Source organism: Williamsia sp. Y721 (assembly GCF_059683565.1).
Map to the genome: position 1 here is coordinate 753,780 of NZ_JCASNH010000003.1, position 24,140 is coordinate 777,919.

Here is a 24,140-nt window from a genome sequence, read left to right on the forward strand (position 1 = left end):
TTCCCTTCTACACCGAACTCGCCGACGACTCATCCGAGTCGCTCATGCCGCCGATCTGACAACCGCGGCGACGCCACCGGCGGTCAGGTCGGCAAGCTGCACACAATCGCCACCCAACTGCCCGGCCAGCGCTCGGGCCAGGCCGAGGCGGACCAGACCCTGTTCACAGTCCACCACGATCGCCGACGTGCCGTCACGACGCAGTCGGTCTGCGGCGGCACCGGCGCGAGCCAGGGCGCCGCTCCCCGAGGTGGCCCGGCCGTCGGTCAGCACAACCATCAGTGGTCGCCGGTTCGGTTCTTTATAAGCATTGCGGCGCACCACGTCTCGAGCTACCAACAGCCCTTCGGCCAGCGGCGTCCGGCCACCGGTCGACACGCCGGTCAGCCTGCGCACCGCGGCGTCCACCGACCGCGTGGGCGGCACGGTGACCTCGGCGCCTGCGCCTCGAAGGGTGACCACCGCGACGCGGTCGCGGCGCTGGTAGGAATCGGTGAGCATCGACACGACCGCACCCGACACGGCATCGAGTCGTTTGCGCGCGGTCATCGAACCCGACAGATCGAGAACGAACACCACGAGATTGCCTTCTTTGCCCCGCCGCTCGGCGTACCGGATATCCTGCGGCAGCACCTGCAGTGCGCCCTGGCCGCGTTCGATGTGCTCGTCGGCGGCCGCGAGGATCGTGCCCATCAGGTGCACTCCATGGCCGCCATCGCGCACCCCACGGACCGCCTGTCCCCGACTGCTCAGTGAGGGTGACCGTCGCCCTGGTTCGCCGTTGCCGACGCCGGTTGCGCGTAGGGCCTTCACCGCGCCACCACGGCGGTCCGGCGAGAAACCCGGACCCGGTGGTGGTGCGCCACCGCCTCCGGGGTTGTCCGGATCGGGATCGGTTTCACCGGATTCGGGTGTCCCGGTATCGGGTGGTGCCGAATCCTGGGGCGCCGAATCATCCGGGGCACTGTTGTTCTCGGTATCGGGGTCCTGTGGTGACTGCTGATCGGCCTTCTCGAGGGCGTCGTCGATCTGCTGCTCGGTGAGGCCGGGTTCATCGAACGGATCTCGCCGACGTCGGTGCGGCAACGCCAATTCGACGGCGCGGCGAACATCGATGTCCTCGACCTCCACGGCTCCGCGCCACGCCGCATGGGCCCGCGCAGTGCGGGTGACCACGAGATCGCCGCGCAGACCGTCGACCTCGAGCTCCACGCAGGTGGCCGCGATCCGGCGCAGCTGCGCAGCCGGTAGAACAACCGATTCAAGTGCAGCCCTGGCCTTTTCGATCGCAGCGGCGATCTCGGCGTCGGCGTCGGCATACTCCGCCGCAAATCCCGCGGGATCGGACTCGAACGCCATCCGGCGTTCGATCACCGCAACGCGCAGCGACACCTCACGCGGTGCGGTCACGTCGACGGCCAGCCCGAATCGATCCAGCAGTTGCGGTCGCAGCTCACCCTCTTCAGGGTTCATCGTGCCGACCAGAACGAATCGCGCAGATTGGGTGTGCGACACACCATCTCGTTCGATGACTACCCGGCCGGTCGCGGCCGCGTCGAGCAGCACGTCGACAAGATGGTCGGCGAGGAGATTGACCTCGTCGATGTAGAGGACTCCGCCGTCCGCATGGGCCAGCAGTCCGGGGGTGAAAGCCTTTGCCCCTTCGGCGAGGATCTTCTGCAGATCCAGCGAACCGATCACACGGTCCTCGGTGGCGCCGATCGGTAGTTCGACAACCGTGGCCGCAGAATCCCCGCGTCGGGGCAGCAATGGTCCCAGCGCACGAACCACCGTCGTCTTGGCTGTTCCCTTCTCGCCGCGGATCAGCACCCCACCGATCGACGGTGCGATCGCGGACAGGATCAGAGCAAGCTTGAGCTGCTCTGATCCGACCACCGCGCTGAACGGGAACCGGAGATCCGGTTCCGCCATGGTTGTCACACCGTCAGCGATATCCGCCACGCTTCATCGGTGTATGCGGAACACCGTCGAGCAGGTATTCCTCACCATCGACGACAAAACCGTGCTTGGCATACATGTCGACCAGGTAGGACTGTGCGTGAATATTGCACAGGTCCGATCCGACGTCGGCCAACGCAGTCTGCAGCAGACGACTGGTGTGACCTTGGCCACGACGCGAACGCTCGGTGCAGAGTCGACCGATCCGGAACGACTTGCCACCGTCGTGCTCTTCGATCAGGCGCAGGGTGCTGATGATCTCGCCGTCTTCTTCCAGCCACAGGTGCCGAGTGTCGGGATCGAGGTCGCGACCGTCGAGTTCGGCGTACGGACAGGCTTGTTCGACGACGAACACCTCCAGCCGCAACTGGAAAATCTTGTACAGCGTCGGCATGTCGATGTCCTGGGCCCAGCTGCGGTGCAGGCTAGCGGTGGCTGTCATATGGGATACCTATCACACGCCGGCAGGTGCTGCCAGGTGAGCAGATGCCTCACCGGTGCCCTGACCGTTGTTGTCGACCAAGTTCAATACTTTCGATGACCAATCCCACACCTGACCGAACAGATGCGGGTTGTCGTTCAGCTTGGTGCCGTATGACGGGATCATCTCGGTGAGCAGTGGCTCCCAGGACTGGAAGTGCTTCGGGAAGCAGCGCTGCAGGACGTCGAGCATGGCCGGGACCGCTGTCGAAGCGCCCGGTGAGGCACCCAGCAGACCCGCGATGCTGCCGTCCTCGGCTGCGATCACCGCAGTACCGAACTCGAGCGCACCGCCGCGACCCTTCTTCCGGATGACCTGCACCCGCTGACCGGCGACGATCATCTCCCAGTCCTCGGCGGCAGCACGCGGCACGAACTCGGACAGCGTCTCGACGCGGTCCGCGGGCCCGGCGGCAAGTTCACTGATCAGGTACTTCAGCAGACCGAATTCCTTGGGAGCGATCGACAGCATCGGGATCGCGTTGCCCGGCTTGATCGACGCGAGCAGGTCGGTGTTCTTGCCCTCTTTGAGGAACTTCGGCGACCAGCCTGCGTAGGGGCCGAACAGCAGGCCTGCGGTGCCGTTGATCACGCGGGTGTCGAGGTGCGGGACCGACATCGGAGGTGCGCCCACCGCTGCCTTGCCGTACACCTTGGCGCTGTGCTCGGCGATCAACTCTTTGTTGGTGCAGCGGAAGAACGCGCCACTGACCGGGAAGCCACCAAATCCCTTGGCCTCCTTGATGCCTGACTTCTGCAGGAGCTGCAATGCGCCACCACCGGCACCGACGAACACAAAGCCCGCCTTGACGGTGGACTTCTCCTTGGTGCGCAGGTTCTTGACCTTCAGCCGCCAGCTGCCGTCCGATTCCTTGTTCAGGTTCGTGACGGAATGACCGAAGTTGACCGTGGCACCGGAGCGACCGACAAAGCCGAGCAGTTGCTGGGTCAGCGCGCCGAAGTCGACATCCGTGCCGCCGGTGAACCAGTTGAGCGCCACCGGATCCGAGAAGTCGCGACCGGCCGACATCAGCGGCAGGCGCTTGGTGAACTCGGTGGGGTCGGTGATGTATTCCATCCCCTTGAAGAGGGTCTCCCCGGCAAGATTGTCGTAACGCTTGCGGAGGTAGTCGACGTTCGACTCGCCGTGAACGAAGCTCACATGCGGGATCGGGTTGATGAACTCCTCGGGAGAAGAGAGCACACCCGTCTCGACCGAATTGGCCCAGAACTGCCGAGACACCTGGAATTGTTCGTTGATCGTCAGCGCCTTGGTGATGTCGACATCGCCGTCAGCGGTCTGCGGGGTGTAGTTCAACTCACACAACGCGGAGTGACCTGTGCCCGCGTTATTCCACGGATCACTGCTCTCGGCGGCGGCCGCATCGAGTCGCTCGAAAATGCTGATCGACCATTCCGGCTGCAGACGATGCAACAGCGTCGCCAGCGTGGCACTCATGATTCCGGCGCCTACCAGCGCAATGTCGGTTGTGATCACTCCACCGTCGCGCGGGGTTGCAGACTCAGACACTCCAGCTCAACTTCCTGTTCCAGCCTATCTACGTGTGGCGACCATTGTCTCTCATCAGTCGTGGTGCACTGCAACTGGTCCGCCCTTGCCGCACCACGAAGCCACTGCCCGCGGCGCTGGCTACAGTGGACAACCGTGGCACCTTCCTCCTGGCAGCCCGACGCCCTCGGCCCGGACTTCTCGACATTGACCTTCGATCTGGGAACCGATCCCGACGGTGAAGGCGAGATCGTCGCAACCCTGATCCGGCATCGGACGCCAGAGGCGACCACGGCCGCGGTCCTCTATGTCCACGGCTTCACCGACTACTTCTTCCAGCGCGAACTGGCAGAGTTCTTCACCTCGCGCGGATATGCATTCTATGCGTTGGACCTGCGTAAATGTGGCCGTTCCCAGCGCCAGAGACAAACTCCACACCAGATCACCGACCTGGCGGCCTACGACACCGAACTCGACCTGGCCATGGCCCAGATCAACTCCGATACCGACGCTGCGCCCGTGATCGTGGTCGCCCACTCCACCGGAGGCCTCGTCACTCCGCTCTGGCTCGACCGGCGCCGCGCGCGTCCCGACACCGCGGTCGGTAGGCCGGCCGGGCTGATCCTCAACTCCCCCTGGTTCGATCTGCAGGGTGCGCCGATCCTGCGCACCGTCGGAACCACGGTGATCAATTCGGTCGCCCGCGTACGGCCGACGACAGCCATCCCGCGCAAGCTCGAGGGCGCCTATGGCCGAAGCCTGCACAACTCGATGCACGGCGAATGGGACTACGACCTGAACTACAAACCGCTGGACGGATATCCGGTGACCTTCGGATTCCTCAGCGCGGTCCGCCACGGCCAGGCCCGCTTACACCAAGGCCTCGACGTCGGCGTCCCGTCATTGGTGTTGCGCTCCGACGCCACCACTCTGGCCGGGCCCGGTCCGGACGGCGTGGTTCCGCACATCGATTCGGCCGACGGCGTCCTCGACACCAGACAGATCACACGCTGGGCCGGATGCCTCGGTGACCGCATCTGCGTGGTCCCGGTGCCCGGCGCCCGACATGACGTCTTCTTGTCGAAAACGGGCGTACGCGAACTCGCGTATGCCGAGATGGACAACTGGTTGCACAGCAACCAAAAACGAATACGAGGTGGACAGAATGCCTGAACCCACAGTGATCCAGGAACCGACCAGGGTCGACCTGGCGATCATCGGATCGGGTACCGGTAATTCGATTCCCGACGAACGGTTCGAAGATCAGCAGATAGCGATCTTCGAGGAAAGCATCTACGGCGGGACCTGCCTGAACGTCGGCTGCATCCCCACCAAGATGTTCGTCTACGCCGCCGAGGTCGCCGAGACCATCCGCGAGGGTGCACGTGTGGGTGTCACCGGTTCGGTCGACAAGGTCGATTGGCCGGGCATCGTGCACCGCGTCTTCGGGCGCATCGACCCGATCTCCGCAGGTGGCAAGCGCTACCGCGTGGAGGACTGCGACAACATCACGGTCTACTCCAGCCATGTGGAGTTCGACGGTGTCGATACCGACGGACGGTACCGTTTGCGCACTGCCGCAGGCGATCTCGTTCTGGCCACCAAGGTCGTCATCGCTTCGGGTTCGCGGCCGGTGATACCCGATGCCATCACGGACAGCGGCGTGAAGATACACACCAACGACGACATCATGCGACTGCCGGAGGTGCCCGAACATCTCATCATCGTGGGCAGTGGTTACATCGCGGCCGAGTTCGCCCACGTCTTCGGGGCACTGGGTTCGAAGGTGTCGATCATCGCCCGCAGCGGTGCACTGCTGCGGGCCCAGGACCACGACATCTCCGCACGGTTCACCGAGATCGCCACCGAGGCTTGGGATGTGCATCTCAACTCCAAGCTGACCACCCTCGAGCCCACGGAGCGTGGTCTTCGGATGGAACTCGCCGACGGCACCGTCCTGGACGCCGATGCATTGCTCGTCGCTGTCGGCCGCACACCGAACTCGGACAAACTCGGGCTCGAGACCATCGGGGTCGGAGTCGACGACGAAGGCCGGATCCGGCGTGACGCGTTCGGCCGCACCGCAGCTCGAAACGTATGGACACTCGGTGACGTGAGTTCCCCGTACCAGCTCAAGCACGTCGCCAATCACGAAGGCCGTGTAGTGCAGGCAAACCTGTTGCGGGACTGGGATGGAACCGATCTCGATTCCTTCGACAACAGGTTTGTCCCGGGTGCGGTCTTCACCCACCCTCAGATCGCATCGGTTGGAATGACCGAACACGAAGCCGCCGCTGCCGGTCTCGACATCACCGTCAAGGTCCAGGCCTATGGCGACGTAGCATACGGCTGGGCGATGGAAGACACCACCGGGCTGTGCAAAGTGGTCGCGGAGAAGGGCACCGGCCGCATCCTCGGCGGTCACATCATCGGCCCGCAGGCGCCGACGGTGATCCAGCCGCTGATCCAGGCGATGTCCTTCGGCACCGACGCGCACACCCTGGCACGCGGCCAGTACTGGATCCACCCGGCGATGCCCGAGGTTCTCGAGAACGCACTGCTCGGCCTGGAGATCTAGCCGGGTCCTCGTAACAGAAATCAAATGTCAGACCCCTCAGATATCCTCGCATGTATGTTCGAGGGGGAGATCGAAGATGCAGGTGGGGACGATGAAATCGGTCCTGCCCATCTGCTGCGTCCAAACGAACTGTTACGCAACACCGACCTGGCGATGAAGCGGCAGAGCCGGATGGAGTGGGAACGCTATACCGCCGCTGCGGAGTTGCACCGTCAGTTGGTGCAACCGTCCGCAGGCACCGAGGTCGACATGCGGGCGCTCGATCCGTTTGCGCAATGTGCTGCGAGATTGTCGGCAGCCCAGGGGGTCACGCAGCAAGCTGCCGAACGTCAGATCAGCTGCGGGCTCGCATTGCGGGACCGACTCCCCCGGGTCAACACTCTGCTCAAGGCAGGTCGGATCCGTGTTCACCACATCGCAGACATCATTTCCCGGACTGATCTGATCGACGGTTCGGAGCACATGGCCGACATCGATCGTGAGATCGCCGAATTCCTGCGTCGGCGCGGTTCCTGGTCGAAGTCCCGGATGCGGGACATGGTTGATGCCACCATCTTCCGCCGTGACCCTGATCTGGTGCGCAACAACAGGCAGGACGCGAAGAAGAATCGTGGGGTGTGGGGTTCGAACGCCGACCACGGCATGGCCGTGATGGACGCCCACGGTACGGCGGAAGAAATGACGATGATCATGGCCCGCCTGGAGAAGCTCGCCATGTCGACCTGCAAAGCTGATCCGCGCCGCAAATCCGACCGGATGGCCGATGCACTGTTCGCCACAGTGATGGGCCGCGAGTTCTACTGCCAGTGCGCCAACGACCCGAAACATCCGTGCACCGCCGAGATCACCACGGTGCCAGCCGATCAGGTGGTCTCGGGTGTTGATGTGAAGATCGTGCTGCACGTCATCACCGATCAGGCCGCGCTCGAGGGCCGCGCCGAGAATCCAGGATTCCTGGACGGGCATGGTGTCATCTCTGCCGATCACGCCCGCGACATCGCAGGCCGTGCCGAAACGGTGCAGCGGCCGATGGGCAACAAACCTGCACCCGCACAGCCGGAACGGCCACAGCCGGCACCCGCACCGGCACAATCCGAACTTACGCAGCCGGAACCCTTGATGCCGGCCGCGGAGGCCGGGACAGAAACGGACACTCCGCGGCGCACCATATACGTGAGGGCGCCGCAGGATCCGGACGTCGACGAGTTCCCGGATCTGAACGCCGAAAACAAGCCGACCAAAGCGCCGTTCCCGCAGGTGATTCCGCTCCCGGCCACCCAACCAGGAGACCGGTACCGACCGTCGGTGGTCCTCGATAGCTACATCCGAATCCGGGACTGTTACTGCATGTGGCCCGGCTGCAACAAGAAGGCCTGGGCCGCTGATCTCGACCACACCTGCGAGTACAACCACGATGATCCTGATGCCGGTGGCTGTACCCATCCCTCAGAGATGAAGACGCTGTGCCGTTTTCACCACCTGCTCAAGACCTATTTGGATTGGCTCGATGACCAGCACCCCGATTCCCACACGGGGCGACCACGACTGGTTTTCACCACACCCCAAGGCCGCCACTATGACGGGCCCGCCTGGACCGGCGACGACCTGTTCCCCGCATTGAGGCTCATCGTCTTCGACAACCAACGCGGCTCACCCGGCCGGACACCACCAACGTCGTCACCGTCGTCAAAGCCGCCGGAATCCCGGCAGAAGTCACGTACCGCTGCCAAACACGCACGCCGCCAACAGGAACGAATCGCAAACCGCCGACAGCGCGAATTACAAGAACAACGCAACCAGGCACTCCGCGAAGAGCGAGGAAGGAACAGCCCGCCTCCGACTTACTAGATGCTCACCAGACCGATGAACGCAGTGCGACCTCGCTCGCAACGGCGGCAGGGGCGTTCTGCGGGATCCAGTGGTCCATACCCTCGAGCGCGGAGAAGCGGAAGTCGGAGTAGACGAATCGACCGCTGGCCTCGGCCTGCTCACGTCCGAGGGCGGCGTCGCCGTCGCCCCAGAGCACTGTGGTGGGCGCCTCGATCGGCCCGCAGGCGAGATTGGTCTTGATGTCGCCGGTGAAGTTGGCGCGGTACCAGTTCAACGCCGCGGTCAGTGCGGGGCGTTCGGTCAGGGGCAGAACGCTGTCGTCGGGCACGAGATCGCGGAGGACTTTGGCGTTGTCGGCGAGCATCGCGTCCTCGGCTCCGGTCTTCACGAAGTCGAGGATGTACGCCGAGCGGTCGCGCTGGTCACTCGATGCCAGTGACGCCGCGATGGCCGACGGATGGCCGACGCTGATTGCGACGAGTCCGGTCACCCGGTGCGGATGCTTCGATGCCAGATGCCAGGCGACCAGCGACCCGAGGTCATGGCCGACCACCATGGTGTAACCGACACCCAGCGCGTCGAGGATGCCGACCGCGTCGTCGACCAAGTGCGACAACTGGTAATTCTCGGCGCCCTCGGGCCTGGCGCCGGCGCTGTAACCACGCTGGTCAGGGACGATCGTCCGGAGGCCGGAATCGTGCAATCGGCCGACCACATGGTCGAAACAGGCTCCGGTGGTCGGGAATCCGTGCAAGAGGAGTACGGACGGGCCGTTTTCCGGGCCACCGATCCTGACGTCGAATTCCAGGTCGCCCACAGTGATGCTGCGGTGTTCGATGCTCACCTGCGTCAGCCTACGTGCCGAGACCCTCGCCGCGGGTGAACTCCACACCACATCCGCGATGGATCGGAGTCCTCCCGATCAGGTCAACGCGGTCGTGATCACGGGCAATCCGCTCGGCGCCCCATTGGTGATGATTTCGCTCACGCGACCGAAATCGAGATGTGTCTCCACCAGATCGGCGATCAGATCGAGCTGAGCCATACGCTCGGCCTCGAAGGAGACCCGGCCTGCCACGAACCCGGGCAGCCCCGCCTGCTCCGCCACCCGCATCAGGTACTCCCGGCGGAACTCGTCGCAGGCGAGAAGTCCGTGCCAGTGCGTGCCGACAACCACCCCGGCGATGCTGCCCTCCGGGCCGAAATCGATGTCGGTCAGCAATGCTGCGTCGCCGTTGCCGACGACCCGTCCGTGATGGATCTCGTAGCCGTGCAACGGCTTTCCGAATGCGGAACCGCGGACCTGTCGAAGAATCTTGTCGGTGTCGAATCGCACCCGCAGATCGAGAAGGCCGAGCCCCGGTACCGATCCCGCTCTGCCTTCGACGTTGTCGATGATCTCCCGTCCGAGCATCTGATAGCCGCCACAGATGCCGAGCACCGGCTTGCCACGACCAACTCGGTTGATCAATGCGGTATCGAGGCCTCGGGATCGCAACCAGGCCAGGTCTGAGACCGTGGCCTTACTGCCGGGCAGCACCGCAAGATCTGCCGCGGCCACCGCGGCGGCGTCGTCGACCCACCGGACATCGACACCCGGCTCGCACGCCAACGCCTCGACGTCGGTCGAGTTCGAGATCCGCGGCAACCTGATCGCGGCCACCGACAGGCGATCGGCGCCCACCGCCGGGGCGGCCCGGCCGACCGTATGACCGACCACCGAGGCCAGGGAATCCTCTGCGTCGAGCCAGAGGCCGTCGGCGAATGGCACCACGCCCAGCGTCGGGCGGCCGGTGAGTTGTTCGAGCTGCACCAGCCCTGGCTGCAGCAGCGAAACAGATCCGCGGAACTTGTTGATCACGAACCCGGCGATGCGGGCCTGATCCGCGGGACTCAGGCACGCCAGTGTGCCGAACAGATGGGCCAGCACTCCCCCGCGATCGATGTCTCCGACCACCAGCACCGGCAAGTCCGCGGCCTGCGCCAGACCCATGTTCGCGATGTCGGAACGCCGCAGGTTGATCTCGGCGGGAGACCCCGCGCCTTCACAGATCACCACGTCGAAATCGCTGCGCAGAGAAGCCAACTCCTCGGTGACGATCTGAGCCAATGCCGTCCGCCGCGTGTGATAGTCGGACGCGCCGACCGTTCCGTCCACACGGCCGCGCACCACCACCTGCGACTGACTGTCACTGCCGGGCTTGAGGAGCACCGGGTTGAACCGGACCGACGGCGCCAGACCACAGGCAGCGGCTTGCATGGCCTGCGCCCGGCCGATCTCACCGCCGTCAAGTGTGACCGCCGAGTTGTTCGACATGTTCTGCGCCTTGAACGGCGCGACCGAGACACCGCGTCGATGCAGCGCCCGGCACAGACCGGCGACGATCAGACTCTTACCGGCGTCGGAACTCGTTCCCGCGACCAGCAATGCGCCTCGGATCGGCTGCAGAGCCGACACGCGATCAGGCGTCCGGCAGGGTCAAGATCTCGGTGCCGGAGTCCGTGACAACCAATGTGTGCTCGAACTGAGCGGTCCACTTCTTGTCAGCGGTCACCACGGTCCAGCCGTCGTCCCAGATGTTGTATTCGAGCCCGCCCAGGTTGATCATCGGCTCGATGGTGAACACCATGCCCGGCTCGATCACCGTGTCGATGTTGGGCTGGTCGTAGTGCAGGATCACCAGGCCGTTGTGGAACGTCTCCCCGATGCCGTGACCGGTGAAATCGCGGACCACGTTGTAGCCGAACCGATTTGCATAGGATTCGATGACCCGGCCGATCACGTTCAGTTCCCGGCCCGGACGCACGGCCTTGATTGCGCGGGCGGTGGCCTCACGCGTGCGATCGACCAGCTCGACCACCTCCTGCGCCACGTCACCGGCGAGGAACGTCGCGTTGGTGTCTCCGTGCACGCCGTTGATGTAGGCGGTCACGTCGATATTGACGATGTCGCCGTCCTCGATCACCGTCGAGTCCGGGATGCCGTGGCAGATCACCTCGTTGAGCGAGGTGCAACACGATTTGGGAAAGCCCTTGTAGCCCAAGGTCGACGGGTACGCGCCGTGGTCGATCATGTACTCGTGCGCGATCCGGTCGAGCGCATCGGTGGTGACACCCGGCTCAACTGCCTTGCCGGCCTCGGCGAGCGCATTGGCAGCGATCTTGGATGCCAGGCGCATCTTTTCGATGGTCTCCGGGGTCTGCACCCACGGTTCATCGCCTTCTTTGGCAGTGGATTTCCACACATACTCTGGTCGAGCGATGTTGCTGGGGACCGGCAGCGTGGGTGAGATCTTTCCGGGGGCGAGGGCGGCACGAACTGGCATGCGCTCCAGCCTAGCCCGCGAAGGCGACCGCAATGCCCGAGGCCACGAAACCACAAGTAAGGTTATGCTTACATACCTTTGAGATGGAGTGGCGAATGACACACAACCGGAGGCCGGTGCTGCGCGGCCGTAACGCCATCACCGCACTACTGGTCGTCCTGACATGTGGCATGGCGGGCTGTTCCACGGCTCCGATCACCGATCCGGCCACGAGTTCGGCAGCGCCCGATGAGTTCCTGCGATCGGGAACGCAAACCGCGGTCATCGACGGACCTGTCGTCGAACCGGTCGCCGTCAACCCGAGGCCGGTCCTCCCGGTGACCGTCCCCTCCCTCGGCCATGGCGACGTCACCGTTACCGACGTCAGCCGGATCATCCCGATAGACCGAGGCGGAACAATCGCCAACATCGTCTACTCGCTGGGTCTGGGCCCCAATGTGGTCGCCAAGTCCCGCGCCGCCGGAATACCCGAAGCAGCCAACCTGCCGACGATCACCGACACCGGCCATTCGGTCAACATCGAAGCCGTTCTCCAGCAGAATCCAACCGTGGTGCTCATCGACGAATCGACAACACCGCCGGGGACAATCGATCAGTTGATCGCGGCGGGCCAGACCGTCGTCGTCCTGACCAGTGACCGCAACATCGCCACCACCGGAACCATGATCCGGGATGTCGCCGCTGCGCTCGGGGTGCCCGAAGAAGGCGAACAACTCGCAACCCGCACCGACGACCAGATCAAGGCCGCGCAAGAACAGGTCCCCGGCGATGCCCGCGGCGCCAAGATGGCATTTCTGTACCTCCGCGGACCGCGCCTGCAACTGCTCGCCGGCCCCAATTCCGGCGCCGATGACCTGATCACCGCGCTCGGGGGTGTCGACGCGGGTACCGCTGCGGGACTCAAAGCGGCATTCACCACGGTCAATACCGAAGCCATGATCAACGCGGACCCGGACGTGATCATCGTGATGACACAGGGCGCCGATTCGGTCGGCGGCATCGACAAGGTCGTCACGTTGCCGGGACTGGCCCAAACCGACGCCGGACGCAACAATCGCGTGGTCCAGATGGACGAAGCCGAGGTCCTCACTTTCGGACCCAACACCGGCCGGGTGCTCGCAGCCCTTTCCGAGGCGATCTACCTGTGACATCGCTCAAGGAGCGCGTCGCCGCACCATCCGGTGTGCGGACGACTCTCTTTGCCCGCAACACCGCGATCATCGTCGGAATGCTGGTGCTACTGGTTGTGTTGGTGGGCTGGTCCGCGTCCGTCGGTCAGGTACGGATCCCACCCGCAGAGGTCTTCGGCTCGGTCATGCATCACCTGGGACTCGACATCGGCCCGATGCCCAGCTCACCCAACGGCGAGGAAACCCTGTGGGCAGTCCGCTTTCCGCGGATCGTGATGGGCCTGCTCGTCGGTGCGACTTTGGCCTGCGGAGGCTGCCTGCTGCAGGGCGTACTTGCGAACCCGCTGGCCGAACCCGGTGTCATCGGGGTGTCCGCCGGTGCCGCCGTCGGAGCTTGCCTGGTCATCGTGTCCGGCGGCGTCTGGGCGAGCGTCTGGGGACTGGCCGGGGCTGCATTCGTCACCGCGTTGATCACCGCAGCGCTGGTCTACACGCTGTCGATGCGTGATGGCGCCACCTCGCCGGTGATGTTGATTCTCATCGGCATCGCAGTCAATGCCTTCGCCGCCGGCATCATCGCGTTCCTGACCTTTGTCGCCGATACCAATGACCGCGAGCAGATCGTCTTCTGGCAGTTGGGTTCGTTGCAGGGCGTCGGGTGGAAGCCGGTCTGGATCGTCCTGCCGATCGCGATCGTGGGCATCTCGATCAGCATGCTGCTGGTGCGACGCCTCGACCTGCTCTCACTCGGCGAGATCCAGGCCGCGGCGCTGGGTGTTCGGGTGGAACCCGTGCGGCGCATCGCGATCTTCCTCGTCGCACTCTTGACCGCGGCGGCAGTCGCGTTCACCGGCATCGTGATGTTTGTCGGACTGGTGGTGCCACACGTCATGCGGCTCATCGTCGGTCCACGTCATCTCATCCTGCTGCCCACCAGCGTCATCGGTGGTGCCATCGTGGTCTGTGCCGCCGACCTGGGTTCGCGGACCCTGATCGACGGCGCCGATCTTCCCCTCGGTGTCCTCACCTCGCTCGTGGGTGGGCCGGTGTTCTTCCTGCTGCTCCGCCGAAGCCGGCACGCGGGGGTCGGCTGGTGACCGTACCCGCGCTCAATGCATCCGGTGTCGAGGTGTCGATCCGTGGCCGACGCATCGTCACCGATATCAACCTCGAGTTGAACCACGGTGAGATCGTGGCGCTCGTCGGACCCAACGGGTGCGGCAAATCGACGCTGCTGTCCGGACTGACCGGTTTGCGACCACTGTCGGCAGGCACCGTGACACTCGACGGCACCGATCTCACCAAGATCGGTGCGCTCGAGCTGGCACGCCGACGTGCGCTTGTCACCCAGTCGGGACGGACCGATATCCCGTTCCTCGTCCACGAAGTGGTCGAGATGGGCCGCTTCCCGTGGAGCCGGACGCCGGAGGCCGCCGAGTCCGCGGCCATCATCGCCGAATCGATGGTCGAGTGCGACCTGCTCGAGATCCGGGACCGGCCGTTCAGCCAACTGTCCGGTGGGCAGCAGGCCCGGGTCTCACTGGCACGCGCCCTGGCGCAGCACGCGAACATCCTGATGCTGGACGAACCGACCGCGGCGCTGGACATCCATCATCAAGAACGTGTGCTGGCCCTGTTGTCCACACGCAGGGCCGCGGGTGCGGCGATTCTCATGGTCGTCCACGATCTGTCGCTTGCGGCGGCGTATGCCGATCGGGTGCTGCTGATGAAGGCCGGGCAGATGGTGGCGGCCGGACCGACCGCATCGGTGATGACCGCCGAACTCTTGTCGAGGATCTACGACCATCCGGTATTGACGTGGACACATCCCGAAACCGGTCAATTGGTGGTGCTGCCGGACCGGGCGTCGCACACCTCTCGGAGCCACTCGGGCCGGCGAGGCACTCCCCTCTAGTGCCCCGCCGACCCGAGTCATGATCTGACGCCGGTGATCCATCCGCGGTTCCGCTGACAGCGGAATCCGCAAATAGCGACGATCGGGGAAATTATAGGCAGGGCGTCTTTTAGAAAGCCAGTTACCTGACGACCTGCGCTCACTCCGGCAGCGCGGCAAGCATCTCGTGGGTGACGGCCACGGCGTTGTCGGAGCTTCCTCCGAGGACAACCAGCGTCGCAAATGCCAGGTCACCGCGGTATCCGGCGAACCACGCATGCGATCCACCTGCCACCTCGGCCTCTCCGGTCTTGCCGTAGACAACCCCGAGGTCGGCCATCCGCAGCGCAGTTCCGGAGGCGATCACCTCGCGCATCATCGGACGGATCCCGTCGATCGCATCGGCATCGGCCTTCGGATGGGGTCCGGCGATCGTAGTGTCTCGCCCGAGGATGAGCTGCGGAACCGGTGTCGAACCGTGGGCAACCGTCGCCGCGACCATCGCCAATCCGAATGGACTGGTGAGCACCTTGCCCTGACCGAAACCGTCCTCGGTCCGTTGCACGAGCTCCGGCGCAATGGGCACCGACCCCGAATCGAGAGGCAATCCGACCACCGAATACTCCGGCCCGATCCCCATCGACGCCGCGGCCCTGGTCAGATCGGACGGACCCATCTGACTGGCGAGTTCGGCAAATGTGGTGTTGCACGACCGGGCGAAGGCCGTCTGCATCGGCACCACACCCAGTGCGAATCCGTTGTAGTTGGGCACGCTCCGTTCACCGATGGTGATCTCCCCCGGGCACCCGACCATGGTCGATGGCGTGGCCAGGCCGGTCTCCATCGCCGCGACCGATGTCACCACCTTGAAGGTCGACCCCGGCGGGTAGAGGCCGATCGTCGCGATCTGCCCGTCCTTGTCGGCGAGCTCGTTCTGCGCCACCGCCAGAATGCGCCCGGTGGACGGCTGGATGACGACCATCGCCACCTGAAAGTCGTTGCGGGTGTTGACCGCTCGCTGCGCCGCCTCCTGCACCTGACGCGACAGACTGATCTCCACGGAGGGTGCCGGATCAGGTGGGGTCTGGGCCAGGACACCGGCGTCGGCACCGTTGGGGTTCACCGCAACCACCTGCCAACCGGTATCCCCGTCAAGATCCTTGGACACTTCCTTTTTGACCTGCGCGAGCAACGCCGGAGCGAAATCGGGGTTGGGAGCCACCAGATCCGCCTGCTCGATGGCGTCGACCCCGGGTAGCCCGGCCAGCCGGTCACGCACCAGATCGAAGTCACGTTCGGTCAGGGTGATCACGGAATACGCGCCACTGCGCCCGGTCGCTTGTTCGGCGATCACCTGCGCAGACATACCCGGTTCGAATCTGCCCAACGCGTCGGCGAGCACGCTTGCCGTGGACGCCACCGCATCCGATTCTGCGGCCACGGCTGCGTCGAATTGGATGTTGAGGACCGTTCCGGGCACCAAGACATTGGTTCCATCACTCTCGCGTACCGGGGCGCGGTCCGGCGTGAGCGTCCGCAGCGACATCGTCTGTGTCCCACCGAGCTGAGGATGGATCGCGGAGGGGACCCAACGCACCATCCACCCGGTATCGGTCCGGGACATCTGCAGCGTCGCCGAATACTCCCAGCTCTCCTCGCCGGGAAGCTCCCATGTGTAGTCGGCGTTGACCGTCGCGGTGTCACCGGTGATCTTCACCTGACCCGCGTCGGCTGACATGTCACTTGCCCGAAGACCGTCCCAAGTGGCACTCACCGCGGTCGCCGCCGGGTCAGGATGGTCGGTCGACTGACCTGCGCGCTCGGGATCATTGTCGGCGAAGGCATCCAAGAAACGCTGCGCGGCAGCGCCGGGCCCGGTGTCGTCTGCGGAACAGGCCAGAGCAGTGCCCGACAAGGCGATTGTGGTGACAACAACCACAAGCATCTTGACCGGCCTGCGGCGCGCGATACCTATCATCACCGGTCATGCTATTTGCGCGACGCACCCGAACCCGTTTGCCACGCAGGGAAATCCGTGGTCAGTCGACCAGAACCGTCGCGAACGTCCCGACCTCGTGCATCCCCACGCGCCGATACGCCTCACGCGCGGCGATATTGAAGGAATTGACGTACAGGCTCGCCGTCCTGCCGCCACAGACGATCGCTTCGACAACCGCTGCCGTACCGGCGGTGCCGAGCCCGAGCCCACGTTTGTCCGGAGAAACCCAGACACCCTGGATCTGACCGACTCTGCGGGAGAGCGCGCCGACCTCGGCCTTGAACACCACTTCGCCGTTCTCGAACCGCGCATACGCCCGGCCGGCGTTGATCAGTCCGGCGATCCGGCGACGGTACGAACGCCCACCGTCGCCGGCGCAGGGGTCGACACCGACCTCCCCGATGAACATCTCCACCGCAGCAGGCAGGTAGGCGTCGATCTCGTCGAGACGGACGCGTCGCACCAACGGGTCACCGGCGATCGACGGTTCAGTCGCCATGGCCAAAAGCGGTTGGCTGCAACGGATTTCACGGGCCGGACCCCAGTACTCGCTGGTGTACTCCCACAGCGGCATCACCAGTTCCGACGGACCCACGATCGACGAGCACGCACGCGGATTGCGAACCGCCCGTTCTGCGAAGATCTGCACGTCGTCCGCGGTGCCGAACAACGGCACCAGGTTGGCACCCGAGAAACACAGCGACGACATCGGCTGGTCGTTGCTCCACAACTCACCGCCGAGGGATCTGGGGTGGATGCCGTGGTCTTCGACCCGGGCGGCCACCATGCAGGAGGCCACCGGATCCTGGGCCAGGGCATGGGTCACCGCGTAGAAATCCCGCTCGCCGAGCGGACGGTCACCCAACAGCTTCAGCACCGCGGCTCCAAGGTCTCTAGCAGACGATTTTGCGTACTCACGCCATTCTGCCAGTCCACCAGGTGCCCGGTCAGCTCACCGTGACAATTCGTTCAGCTCGCTCAGGACAATCCGTTCAACTCGCCCAAAAGTCGGTCAGCTCGCCCAGACAGTCGGTCAGCTCACCGTGACAGTCGGTGCACCCGATTCGGATTCACCGGCGGCTTCGGCGATCCGCATCGCCTCTTCGATGAGCGTCTCGACGATCTGCGCTTCGGGAACGGTCTTGATGACCTCGCCCTTGACGAAGATCTGACCCCGGCCGTTACCCGAGGCAACACCGAGATCGGCCTCGCGGGCCTCCCCTGGTCCGTTGACCACACAACCCATCACGGCCACACGCAGCGGGATCTCCATCCCCTCGAGTCCGGCGCTGACCTCTTCGGCGAGTTTGTAGACATCGACCTGCGCACGACCACACGACGGGCACGACACGATCTCGAGTTTGCGCGGACGCAGGTTCAGGGACTGCAGGATCTGGTTGCCGACCTTGATCTCCTCGATCGGCGGGGCCGACAGGGACACGCGAATGGTGTCGCCGATACCTTCGGCCAGCAACGCACCAAATGCCACGGCCGATTTGATCGTGCCCTGGAACGCCGGTCCGGCCTCGGTGACGCCGAGGTGCAGTGGGTAGTCGCAGGCGGCCGCGAGCTGCCGGTATGCCTCGACCATGATCACCGGGTCGTTGTGTTTGACCGAGATCTTGATGTCGCCGAAACCGTGTTCCTCGAACAGGCTCGCCTCCCACAGCGCCGATTCGACCAACGCCTCCGGTGTGGCCTTGCCGTACTTCTTGAGCAGTCGCGGATCCAGCGAACCGGCATTGACGCCGATCCGGATGGGGATCCCGGCGGCACCGGCGGCCTTGGCGACCTCTTTGACCCGTCCGTCGAATTCCTTGATGTTGCCTGGGTTGACCCGCACGGCAGCGCAACCGGCGTCAATGGCCGCGAAGATGTACTTCGGCTGGAAATGAATGTCGGCGATGACCGGGATCTGCGACTTCTTGGCGATCGCCGGAAGCGCCTCCGCGTCCTCAGGGCGGGGGCACGCCACGCGGACGATGTCACAGCCCGATGCGGTCAGTTCCGCGATCTGCTGCAGCGTCGCGTTGATGTCGTGAGTCTTTGTGGTGGTCATCGACTGGACCGATACCGGGTGGTCGCTGCCCACCGGGACCGAACCGACCTGGAGCTGGCGGGTCTTCCGGCGCGGCGCAAGTACCGGCGGAGGAACCGGTGGCATCCCCAGCCCGATAGCAATTGCGTCTGCACTCATCGTGTGTCACTTCCTGATCTTTGAAAAAACTTCGCTGTTGCTAGAACGCCTTGATGGGATTCACGATGTCCGCGGTGAGCGTCAGGGCCATGTATCCACCCATGATCACCAGTACGACATACGTGATCGGCATCAACTTCATGTAGTCGACGGGCGCTCCGGCGGCCAGGCCACGGGAACTGCGCAACGCGTTGCGCACCTTCTCGTAGCCGACGATCGCCATGTGCCCACCATCCAAGGGTAGTAGCGGTACCAAATTGAAGAGTGCCAGGAAGAAGTTGATGCTGGCCAACAGGAAGATGAAGAACCACCACACACCGTGATCGGCCGCATCACCACCGATGACAGAGGCACCGACAACGCTGACCGGGGTGTCGGCGGCGCGTTCTCCACCGGTGACGGACGTCCACAGGTCGCCGATCTTCGAGGGCAGCGAGATCAATGATTCCCAGGTCCGCACCATCAGGTCGCCGGTGAATCCAGCTGCTGCCGGGACCGCACCGAGTACCGAGGGGTTCTGCCAGCCACTGTCGTAGCCGATCCCGACCATCCCGATTTCCTTGGTCGTCTGTACGCCTTTTTCATCGGTCACGGTCGAGGTCACCGGTTGCGGGGTGACGATGACCTCACGCTCGGAACCGTCACGCTCGACGGTCAGGGTCACCGGGTCCGTGCCGGCGCGCAGTATCTCGCTCAGCTCGGTGGTGCTGCCGATCTTCTCGCCATTGGCGGCCACCACGGTGTCGCCGACCTGCAGACCGGCCTGCTGGGCCGGACCCTCGCCTGTACACGGCGCCAGTTCGTTGTTCTCGATGGTGGTTCCGACACACGAGAGCGATCCGACCTTCGCAGGCAGCGTTTCGTTGAGGTTGGGCAGCCCCCACGCGAGCGCCATGATGACGATCAGCGCGAACCCGAGGATCAGGTTCATCGCCGGCCCGGCGACGAGAACAACGAGCCGCTTCCACGGCTTCTGCTTGTACATCGCCCGGGACTCGTCTTCCGGCGCGACCTCGTCGTGCGTGGTCATGCCTGCGATATCGCAGAATCCGCCGAGCGGCACCGCCTTGACGCCGTACTCGGTCTCGCCCCTACGGGTCGACCACATCGTCGGACCGAAGCCCACGAAGTAGCGGCGCACCTTCATGCCCGTGCGCTGCGCGGCCCACATGTGGCCGCACTCGTGCCACGCGATCGAGGCCAGCAAGCCGAAAGCAAAGAGCACCACGCCCAAGACGAACATCATCGGTCGTACTTACCCTTCTGGATCATTTAGCGGCGCGCACCGGCAACAAGCGCTGAAGCGCGTTTCCGTGCCCAGGCATCGGCCGCAAGAACGTCATCCACCGTACCTGGGTCCGCGGACCACTGATCCGCATCGCCGAGCACCTCACCCACGATCCCGACGATCCGCAGGAACGTGATCTCACCGGCGAAGAAGCCGTCGGCGGCGGCCTCATTGGCTGCGTTGAACACTGCGGTCAGGCAGCCACCCCGGGTTCCCGCCTCCCGGGCCAGGTCGATCGCCGGGAACACGGCGTTGTCGACGGGGGCAAAAGTCCAGGTACTCGCCTGACTGAAGTCGCAGGCCGCGGAGGCACCGGCGATCCGGTCGGGCCAGCCGAGCGCCAACGCGATCGGCAGCTTCATCGAGGGTGGTGAGGCCTTGGCGATGGTGGCCCCGTCGATGAACGTGACCATGGAATGCACGATCGACTGCCGATGGACGGTGACATCGATGTGGTCGTAAGGAACACCGAACAACAGGTGCGCCTCGATCACCTCGAGCGCCTTGTTCACCAGCGTCGCCGAGTTGAGCGTGATCATCGGGCCCATCGACCAGGTCGGATGCTTGCCTGCCTGCTCCGGGGTGACATCGACCAGTTGTGCTGCGTCCCAGCCATAGAACGGTCCACCGGAGGCAGTGAGCACGAGCCGGTCGACCTCGTCGGCGGTGCCACCGCGCAGGCATTGCGCGATCGCCGAGTGTTCGGAATCGACCGCGACGATCTGACCCGGCGCCGCCGCGGCCAACACCAGGGCGCCGCCGGCAACCAGTGATTCCTTGTTGGCCAGAGCCAGCCGCGCGCCGGAGGCCAGCGCGGCCAGTGTCGGTCGCAGGCCGAGTGAACCGACCACCGCGTTGAGGACAACATCGGCCTCGACGTTCTCGATCAGCTCACACATGGCATCCGGTCCGCTGCGAATGCCCTCGACCCCGGCCATCGCGGCGACCTTGTCCACCTTGTTCGGGTCGGCCACGGCAACGGCCGAGCCGGACAATCCGAGGTCCACGATCTGTTTGGCGAGTAGATCCACGTTTCCCCCGCCTGCGCCGAGGCCCACCACCGTGAAGCGGTCACGGTTGGCGGCGATCACTTCCAGCGCCTGGGTGCCGATCGATCCGGTGCTGCCGAGGATGAGAACACGTGTGGTCACCTCTCCAGTGTCCTCGATCGCCGCAACTCCCGGCTATGCACCCGCCGAAGCGGCCATGGCGATCCTGGCCGTACTCAGGTCGGCCGCTGTGACAACACGGATTTCGTGGATGACGGCGGCATCGATGTTGAACAGCATCGCCGCGACGAAGCGTCCGGATGGCGCGATGATCACAGCCGGATGACCGTCGACCAGCGCAACCTCCGCGATCAGTGCCCGGTCCTGGAAATACCGCGTCTGATCTGCGACGGCATGGCGGCCGCGGACAACCGCTGCCACGTGTGCCGGTAGCAACGTGCTGTCGGCGATTCTGATCACATCGGGAGCCAGCAACGTCAGCAATGAGGCGATGTCGCCACTGCGGGAGGCTTCGAGATACGCCTTCACCAGGGCGGTGTCGGCCACCGGCGCGATGCCCTCGTGCGGCGGACGCACGCGGGAACGCGCCCGGCTGGCGAGCTTTTTGGCCGCCGCCGGTGATCGTTGCAAAACCAGGGCGATGTCGTCGAACGGCACGGCGAACAGGTCGTGCAGCACAAAGGCAACGCGTTGCGCAGGCGAGAGTCGATCCAAAACGACGAGGAGCGCACGCCCGACGGAATCGACCCAGAGTGCCTCCTCCTCCGGCCCCAGCCCAGCGGTCCGGTGGTCGTCGAGTCGATCGATGTCGACTTCGGCCCGTCGTTGCCTGCGTCGGAGGACATCGAGTGCTTCCCGCGAGGTGATCGTGGTCAGCCAGGCAGCAGGTCGATCGATCGTCTCCGGGGCGGTGGAGCGGGCCGTGATCCATGCCGACTGCAGCGCGTCGTCGGCGTCATGCAGATTGCCGGTGATCCGGTAGGCAACCGCCCGCAGGTGGGCGCGATTCACTTCGAACTGTGTGATCAGCAGGTCCGGGTCCATGGGGTCACCTTTCGGGTGTCGCCTGCGTCGAAGAAGTGCCACCAATCATCGAGCGACGACATCTGAGGAAGTACCCGACGTGACCCTACAAGCGTTTCCGACCGCAACATCGAAGTGGATGTGAAAAGGCCATGCACACAATCTATCTCGCCGTTGCCGGCGCCACCGTCGCCTTGAATACGGCCATCGCCGTCGCCGACTGGTTCCGGGCCCCCTTTGTCCTTGCCAATTCCGCGGAGGTGAACGTGCCCATCGCGTGGCTTCCGTGGCTGGCGACGTGCAAGGCAGCCGGAGCCCTCGGTGTCCTGATCGGAGTTGTCATGGACGCACCGTTACTGGTCGTTGCGGCTTCCGCCGGGCTGGTGATGTTCTTCGTCGGCGCGATGATCTTCCACGGCCGGGCACGCGTGTTCTACAACATTGCGTTTCCCGGCTTTTACCTGCTGACCGCGGTCGCGACATTCTGCCTGGCGCTGACAGAGATCGCGTAGCTGCCTTCGCCCGAGGACTGTCCGGTCGGCACTATCCGGTCGGCGGGTGCGTCGCGATCCAGTGCCGCGCGATGTCGATCCGACGGGTGATCCAGATCTTGTCGTGGGACTGCACATGATCGAGGAAGCGTTCAAGTGCGGCGGTCCGCGCGGGCCGTCCGGCCAACCGGCAATGCAGACCGATCGAGAGCATCTTGGGCGCCCCGGCCTCGCCTTCGGCGTAGAGAACGTCGAACGCGTCTCTGAGATGGGCATAGAACTGATCCCCCGAGGGAAACCCGGCCGGGGACGCGAACTTCATGTCGTTGGTGTCGAGTGTGTACGGCACCACGAGGTGGTCGACCTGCGCTTCGCCCGAGGGAACCTTCACCCAGTAGGGCAGGTCGTCGGCGTAGCTGTCGGAGTCGTAGAGCAACCCACCGTGTTCGACGACCAGGCGCCGGGTGTTCGGGGAGTCGCGGCCGGTGTACCAGCCCAGCGGTGCGCTGCCGGTGAGTTCGGTGAGGATTTCCATGGCTTCGGCCATGTGCTCACGCTCCACGTCGGGCTCGGTGAGCTGATAATTCAGCCATCGCAGTCCGTGTGAGGCGATCTCGTCGCCGCGTTCGAGAAAAGCCGCCACCGCCTCGGGGTTGCGCGCCATCGCCTGGGCGACGGCGAAGATCGTCAGCGGGAGCCCACGACGTTCGAATACTCGCAACACCCGCCACAGACCGGCCCGCGACCCGTACTCGTACAGCGACTCCATGCTCATGTGCCGGTTCGGAAAGGCCGTGACGCCTGCCATCTCCGAAAGGAACGTCTCGCTCCCCTGATCACCGTCGAGGACGTTGTTCTCCGAGCCCTCTTCGTAATTCAGGACAAATTGAACGGCGATGTTCGCCTGTCCTGGCCATTGCGGGTTCGGGGGCGTGGGGCCGTATCCGATCAGATCTCTCGGATAGTCGGCACGGGTGTGGTTCTCGAGCGGCACCGGATCATTCTGGCACCGGCCCGGCAACGCCGCCGGTCGAGCGCGGCGCCGCGCCGTCTCGTCAGGCCTCACGGGACCGCGACTGCCGGTGCGCATCGGGTCGCGATATGCTCATCGCAGCAAAAGTCGGATCGAAACCAGCAGGAGTAATCGTGGCCAGCACTGAGGTCGAGTACAAGCCCGAACCCGCGGAAGCGCCTTCAGCTCGGTTCGGCTGGCACGGCGAAGGCATCAAGACCTTCAAGATCGCCGCCTGGGTTTCGGTCATCGCGTTGCTAGCCATGCTGATCGGCAATCACGAGGGTCATGTCGAAGACTTCTACCTGCTCGGATTCGTCGCCTTGCTGATCTTCCTCCTCGTTCGCGGCGAGATCGTCAGCCGCGGAAAGTGGAAGAAGCGCAAGTAGCGCTTTCGATCCACCCGACGGGGC

At 64.6% G+C, this 24,140-nt stretch carries 21 protein-coding genes; 8 read left to right on the plus strand and 13 right to left on the minus strand.

The features are described from left to right. Nucleotides 1-42 precede the first annotated feature (42 nt). The 3 genes from AC56PL_RS18240 to mqo are packed head-to-tail and all read right to left on the minus strand — an operon-like array spanning nucleotide 43 to nucleotide 3,898. The gene (locus AC56PL_RS18240; RefSeq protein ID WP_497154668.1) at nucleotides 43-1,932 is read right to left on the minus strand and encodes a VWA domain-containing protein; all 1,890 of its coding nucleotides are present in this window, start codon (nucleotides 1,930-1,932) and stop codon (nucleotides 43-45) included. Nucleotides 1,933-1,945: 13 nt separating this feature from the next. Beyond that, complete coding sequence (locus AC56PL_RS18245) at nucleotides 1,946-2,401, minus strand: GNAT family N-acetyltransferase (RefSeq protein ID WP_495516734.1); 456 nt, start codon at nucleotides 2,399-2,401, stop codon at nucleotides 1,946-1,948. Nucleotides 2,402-2,413: 12 nt separating this feature from the next. Beyond that, the gene (gene mqo, locus AC56PL_RS18250; RefSeq protein WP_497154844.1) at nucleotides 2,414-3,898 is read right to left on the minus strand and encodes a malate dehydrogenase (quinone); all 1,485 of its coding nucleotides are present in this window, start codon (nucleotides 3,896-3,898) and stop codon (nucleotides 2,414-2,416) included. A 207-nt stretch (nucleotides 3,899-4,105) separates the two neighbouring features. On the opposite strand from mqo, the gene AC56PL_RS18255 reads away from it, so the two are divergent. From AC56PL_RS18255 to AC56PL_RS18265, 3 genes are read left to right on the plus strand one after another with little or no spacing between them, the layout of a single operon-like run. Further along, nucleotides 4,106-5,122, plus strand: coding sequence for an alpha/beta hydrolase (locus AC56PL_RS18255; RefSeq protein WP_497154669.1), 1,017 nt, complete (start codon nucleotides 4,106-4,108; stop codon nucleotides 5,120-5,122). Next, on the plus strand, nucleotides 5,115-6,527 hold the full coding sequence (locus tag AC56PL_RS18260; RefSeq protein WP_495516736.1) for a mycothione reductase: 1,413 nt from the start codon (nucleotides 5,115-5,117) through the stop codon (nucleotides 6,525-6,527). Before AC56PL_RS18255 ends, AC56PL_RS18260 begins: the two co-directional genes overlap by 8 nt. A 54-nt stretch (nucleotides 6,528-6,581) precedes the next feature. Next, a complete protein-coding gene (locus AC56PL_RS18265; RefSeq protein ID WP_497154670.1) occupies nucleotides 6,582-8,375 on the plus strand; it encodes an HNH endonuclease signature motif containing protein in 1,794 nt (597 codons plus the stop codon). A gap of 4 nt (nucleotides 8,376-8,379) precedes the next feature. Here the strand turns inward: AC56PL_RS18265 and AC56PL_RS18270 are convergent, their stop codons facing one another. The 3 genes from AC56PL_RS18270 to map form a co-directional block, all read right to left on the minus strand. Continuing rightward, nucleotides 8,380-9,201, minus strand: a complete 822-nt coding sequence (locus AC56PL_RS18270) for an alpha/beta fold hydrolase (protein WP_495516738.1) — start codon at nucleotides 9,199-9,201, stop codon at nucleotides 8,380-8,382. A gap of 78 nt (nucleotides 9,202-9,279) precedes the next feature. Then, complete coding sequence (locus tag AC56PL_RS18275) at nucleotides 9,280-10,797, minus strand: cobyric acid synthase (protein ID WP_497154845.1); 1,518 nt, start codon at nucleotides 10,795-10,797, stop codon at nucleotides 9,280-9,282. Nucleotides 10,798-10,819: 22 nt separating this feature from the next. Continuing rightward, nucleotides 10,820-11,683, minus strand: a complete 864-nt coding sequence (map, locus tag AC56PL_RS18280) for a type I methionyl aminopeptidase (RefSeq protein ID WP_497154671.1) — start codon at nucleotides 11,681-11,683, stop codon at nucleotides 10,820-10,822. Between the two features lie 95 nt (nucleotides 11,684-11,778). On the opposite strand from map, the gene AC56PL_RS18285 reads away from it, so the two are divergent. The 3 genes from AC56PL_RS18285 to AC56PL_RS18295 all read left to right on the plus strand — a co-directional run bounded on the left by AC56PL_RS18285 (nucleotide 11,779) and on the right by AC56PL_RS18295 (nucleotide 14,728). Next, nucleotides 11,779-12,831 (plus strand): ABC transporter substrate-binding protein, encoded by a 1,053-nt coding sequence (locus tag AC56PL_RS18285; RefSeq protein WP_495516740.1) that lies wholly within the window; start codon nucleotides 11,779-11,781, stop codon nucleotides 12,829-12,831. 80 nt (nucleotides 12,832-12,911) lie between these two features. After that, a complete protein-coding gene (locus tag AC56PL_RS18290; RefSeq protein WP_497154846.1) occupies nucleotides 12,912-13,910 on the plus strand; it encodes a FecCD family ABC transporter permease in 999 nt (332 codons plus the stop codon). Then, nucleotides 13,907-14,728: a heme ABC transporter ATP-binding protein gene (locus AC56PL_RS18295; RefSeq protein ID WP_497154672.1), complete on the plus strand. Its 822-nt coding sequence runs from the start codon at nucleotides 13,907-13,909 to the stop codon at nucleotides 14,726-14,728. The genes AC56PL_RS18290 and AC56PL_RS18295 overlap by 4 nt, the downstream gene beginning before the upstream one ends. A gap of 139 nt (nucleotides 14,729-14,867) precedes the next feature. Here AC56PL_RS18295 and AC56PL_RS18300 read toward each other — a convergent pair whose 3' ends face one another. The 6 genes from AC56PL_RS18300 to AC56PL_RS18325 all read right to left on the minus strand — a co-directional run bounded on the left by AC56PL_RS18300 (nucleotide 14,868) and on the right by AC56PL_RS18325 (nucleotide 22,245). After that, nucleotides 14,868-16,685: a penicillin-binding transpeptidase domain-containing protein gene (locus AC56PL_RS18300; protein WP_497154847.1), complete on the minus strand. Its 1,818-nt coding sequence runs from the start codon at nucleotides 16,683-16,685 to the stop codon at nucleotides 14,868-14,870. A 61-nt stretch (nucleotides 16,686-16,746) separates the two neighbouring features. Then, on the minus strand, nucleotides 16,747-17,583 hold the full coding sequence (locus tag AC56PL_RS18305) for a GNAT family N-acetyltransferase (RefSeq protein WP_497154673.1): 837 nt from the start codon (nucleotides 17,581-17,583) through the stop codon (nucleotides 16,747-16,749). A 156-nt stretch (nucleotides 17,584-17,739) separates the two neighbouring features. Further along, nucleotides 17,740-18,903 carry a flavodoxin-dependent (E)-4-hydroxy-3-methylbut-2-enyl-diphosphate synthase gene (ispG, locus tag AC56PL_RS18310; protein ID WP_495516744.1) on the minus strand — a complete coding sequence of 388 codons (1,164 nt, stop codon included), beginning with the start codon at nucleotides 18,901-18,903 and terminating at the stop codon, nucleotides 17,740-17,742. A gap of 40 nt (nucleotides 18,904-18,943) precedes the next feature. Continuing rightward, nucleotides 18,944-20,149 (minus strand): site-2 protease family protein, encoded by a 1,206-nt coding sequence (locus AC56PL_RS18315; protein ID WP_495516745.1) that lies wholly within the window; start codon nucleotides 20,147-20,149, stop codon nucleotides 18,944-18,946. A 26-nt stretch (nucleotides 20,150-20,175) separates the two neighbouring features. Beyond that, nucleotides 20,176-21,342, minus strand: coding sequence for a 1-deoxy-D-xylulose-5-phosphate reductoisomerase (gene dxr, locus AC56PL_RS18320; RefSeq protein WP_497154674.1), 1,167 nt, complete (start codon nucleotides 21,340-21,342; stop codon nucleotides 20,176-20,178). A 33-nt stretch (nucleotides 21,343-21,375) separates the two neighbouring features. Further along, nucleotides 21,376-22,245 carry a sigma-70 family RNA polymerase sigma factor gene (locus AC56PL_RS18325; RefSeq protein ID WP_497154675.1) on the minus strand — a complete coding sequence of 290 codons (870 nt, stop codon included), beginning with the start codon at nucleotides 22,243-22,245 and terminating at the stop codon, nucleotides 21,376-21,378. Between the two features lie 131 nt (nucleotides 22,246-22,376). Between AC56PL_RS18325 and AC56PL_RS18330 the strand changes: the two genes are divergently transcribed. Then, complete coding sequence (locus AC56PL_RS18330) at nucleotides 22,377-22,736, plus strand: DoxX family protein (protein WP_495516748.1); 360 nt, start codon at nucleotides 22,377-22,379, stop codon at nucleotides 22,734-22,736. A 31-nt stretch (nucleotides 22,737-22,767) separates the two neighbouring features. On the opposite strand, the gene puuE is transcribed toward AC56PL_RS18330, so the two are convergent. Beyond that, nucleotides 22,768-23,709 (minus strand): allantoinase PuuE, encoded by a 942-nt coding sequence (gene puuE / locus AC56PL_RS18335; RefSeq protein ID WP_497154676.1) that lies wholly within the window; start codon nucleotides 23,707-23,709, stop codon nucleotides 22,768-22,770. Between the two features lie 152 nt (nucleotides 23,710-23,861). On the opposite strand from puuE, the gene AC56PL_RS18340 reads away from it, so the two are divergent. Further along, nucleotides 23,862-24,116 (plus strand): DUF2631 domain-containing protein, encoded by a 255-nt coding sequence (locus AC56PL_RS18340; protein ID WP_495516750.1) that lies wholly within the window; start codon nucleotides 23,862-23,864, stop codon nucleotides 24,114-24,116. The last annotated feature ends 24 nt before the right edge of the window (nucleotides 24,117-24,140 follow it).

Bases quoted from the DNA above. Each gene is read 5' to 3' on its own strand.
- map (WP_497154671.1), bottom strand. From the start codon at position 11,683: ATGCCAGTTCGTGCCGCCCTCGCCCCCGGAAAGATCTCACCCACGCTG.
- AC56PL_RS18330 (WP_495516748.1), top strand. From the start codon at position 22,377: ATGCACACAATCTATCTCGCCGTTGCCGGCGCCACCGTCGCCTTGAAT.
- AC56PL_RS18260 (WP_495516736.1), top strand. From the start codon at position 5,115: ATGCCTGAACCCACAGTGATCCAGGAACCGACCAGGGTCGACCTGGCG.
- AC56PL_RS18265 (WP_497154670.1), top strand. From the start codon at position 6,582: ATGTTCGAGGGGGAGATCGAAGATGCAGGTGGGGACGATGAAATCGGT.
- AC56PL_RS18245 (WP_495516734.1), bottom strand. From the start codon at position 2,401: ATGACAGCCACCGCTAGCCTGCACCGCAGCTGGGCCCAGGACATCGAC.
- AC56PL_RS18300 (WP_497154847.1), bottom strand. From the start codon at position 16,685: ATGATAGGTATCGCGCGCCGCAGGCCGGTCAAGATGCTTGTGGTTGTT.
- AC56PL_RS18285 (WP_495516740.1), top strand. From the start codon at position 11,779: ATGACACACAACCGGAGGCCGGTGCTGCGCGGCCGTAACGCCATCACC.
- AC56PL_RS18240 (WP_497154668.1), bottom strand. From the start codon at position 1,932: ATGGCGGAACCGGATCTCCGGTTCCCGTTCAGCGCGGTGGTCGGATCA.
- AC56PL_RS18315 (WP_495516745.1), bottom strand. From the start codon at position 20,149: ATGATGTTCGTCTTGGGCGTGGTGCTCTTTGCTTTCGGCTTGCTGGCC.
- ispG (WP_495516744.1), bottom strand. From the start codon at position 18,903: ATGAGTGCAGACGCAATTGCTATCGGGCTGGGGATGCCACCGGTTCCT.
- AC56PL_RS18290 (WP_497154846.1), top strand. From the start codon at position 12,912: ATGCTGGTGCTACTGGTTGTGTTGGTGGGCTGGTCCGCGTCCGTCGGT.
- AC56PL_RS18325 (WP_497154675.1), bottom strand. From the start codon at position 22,245: ATGGACCCGGACCTGCTGATCACACAGTTCGAAGTGAATCGCGCCCAC.
- mqo (WP_497154844.1), bottom strand. From the start codon at position 3,898: ATGAGTGCCACGCTGGCGACGCTGTTGCATCGTCTGCAGCCGGAATGG.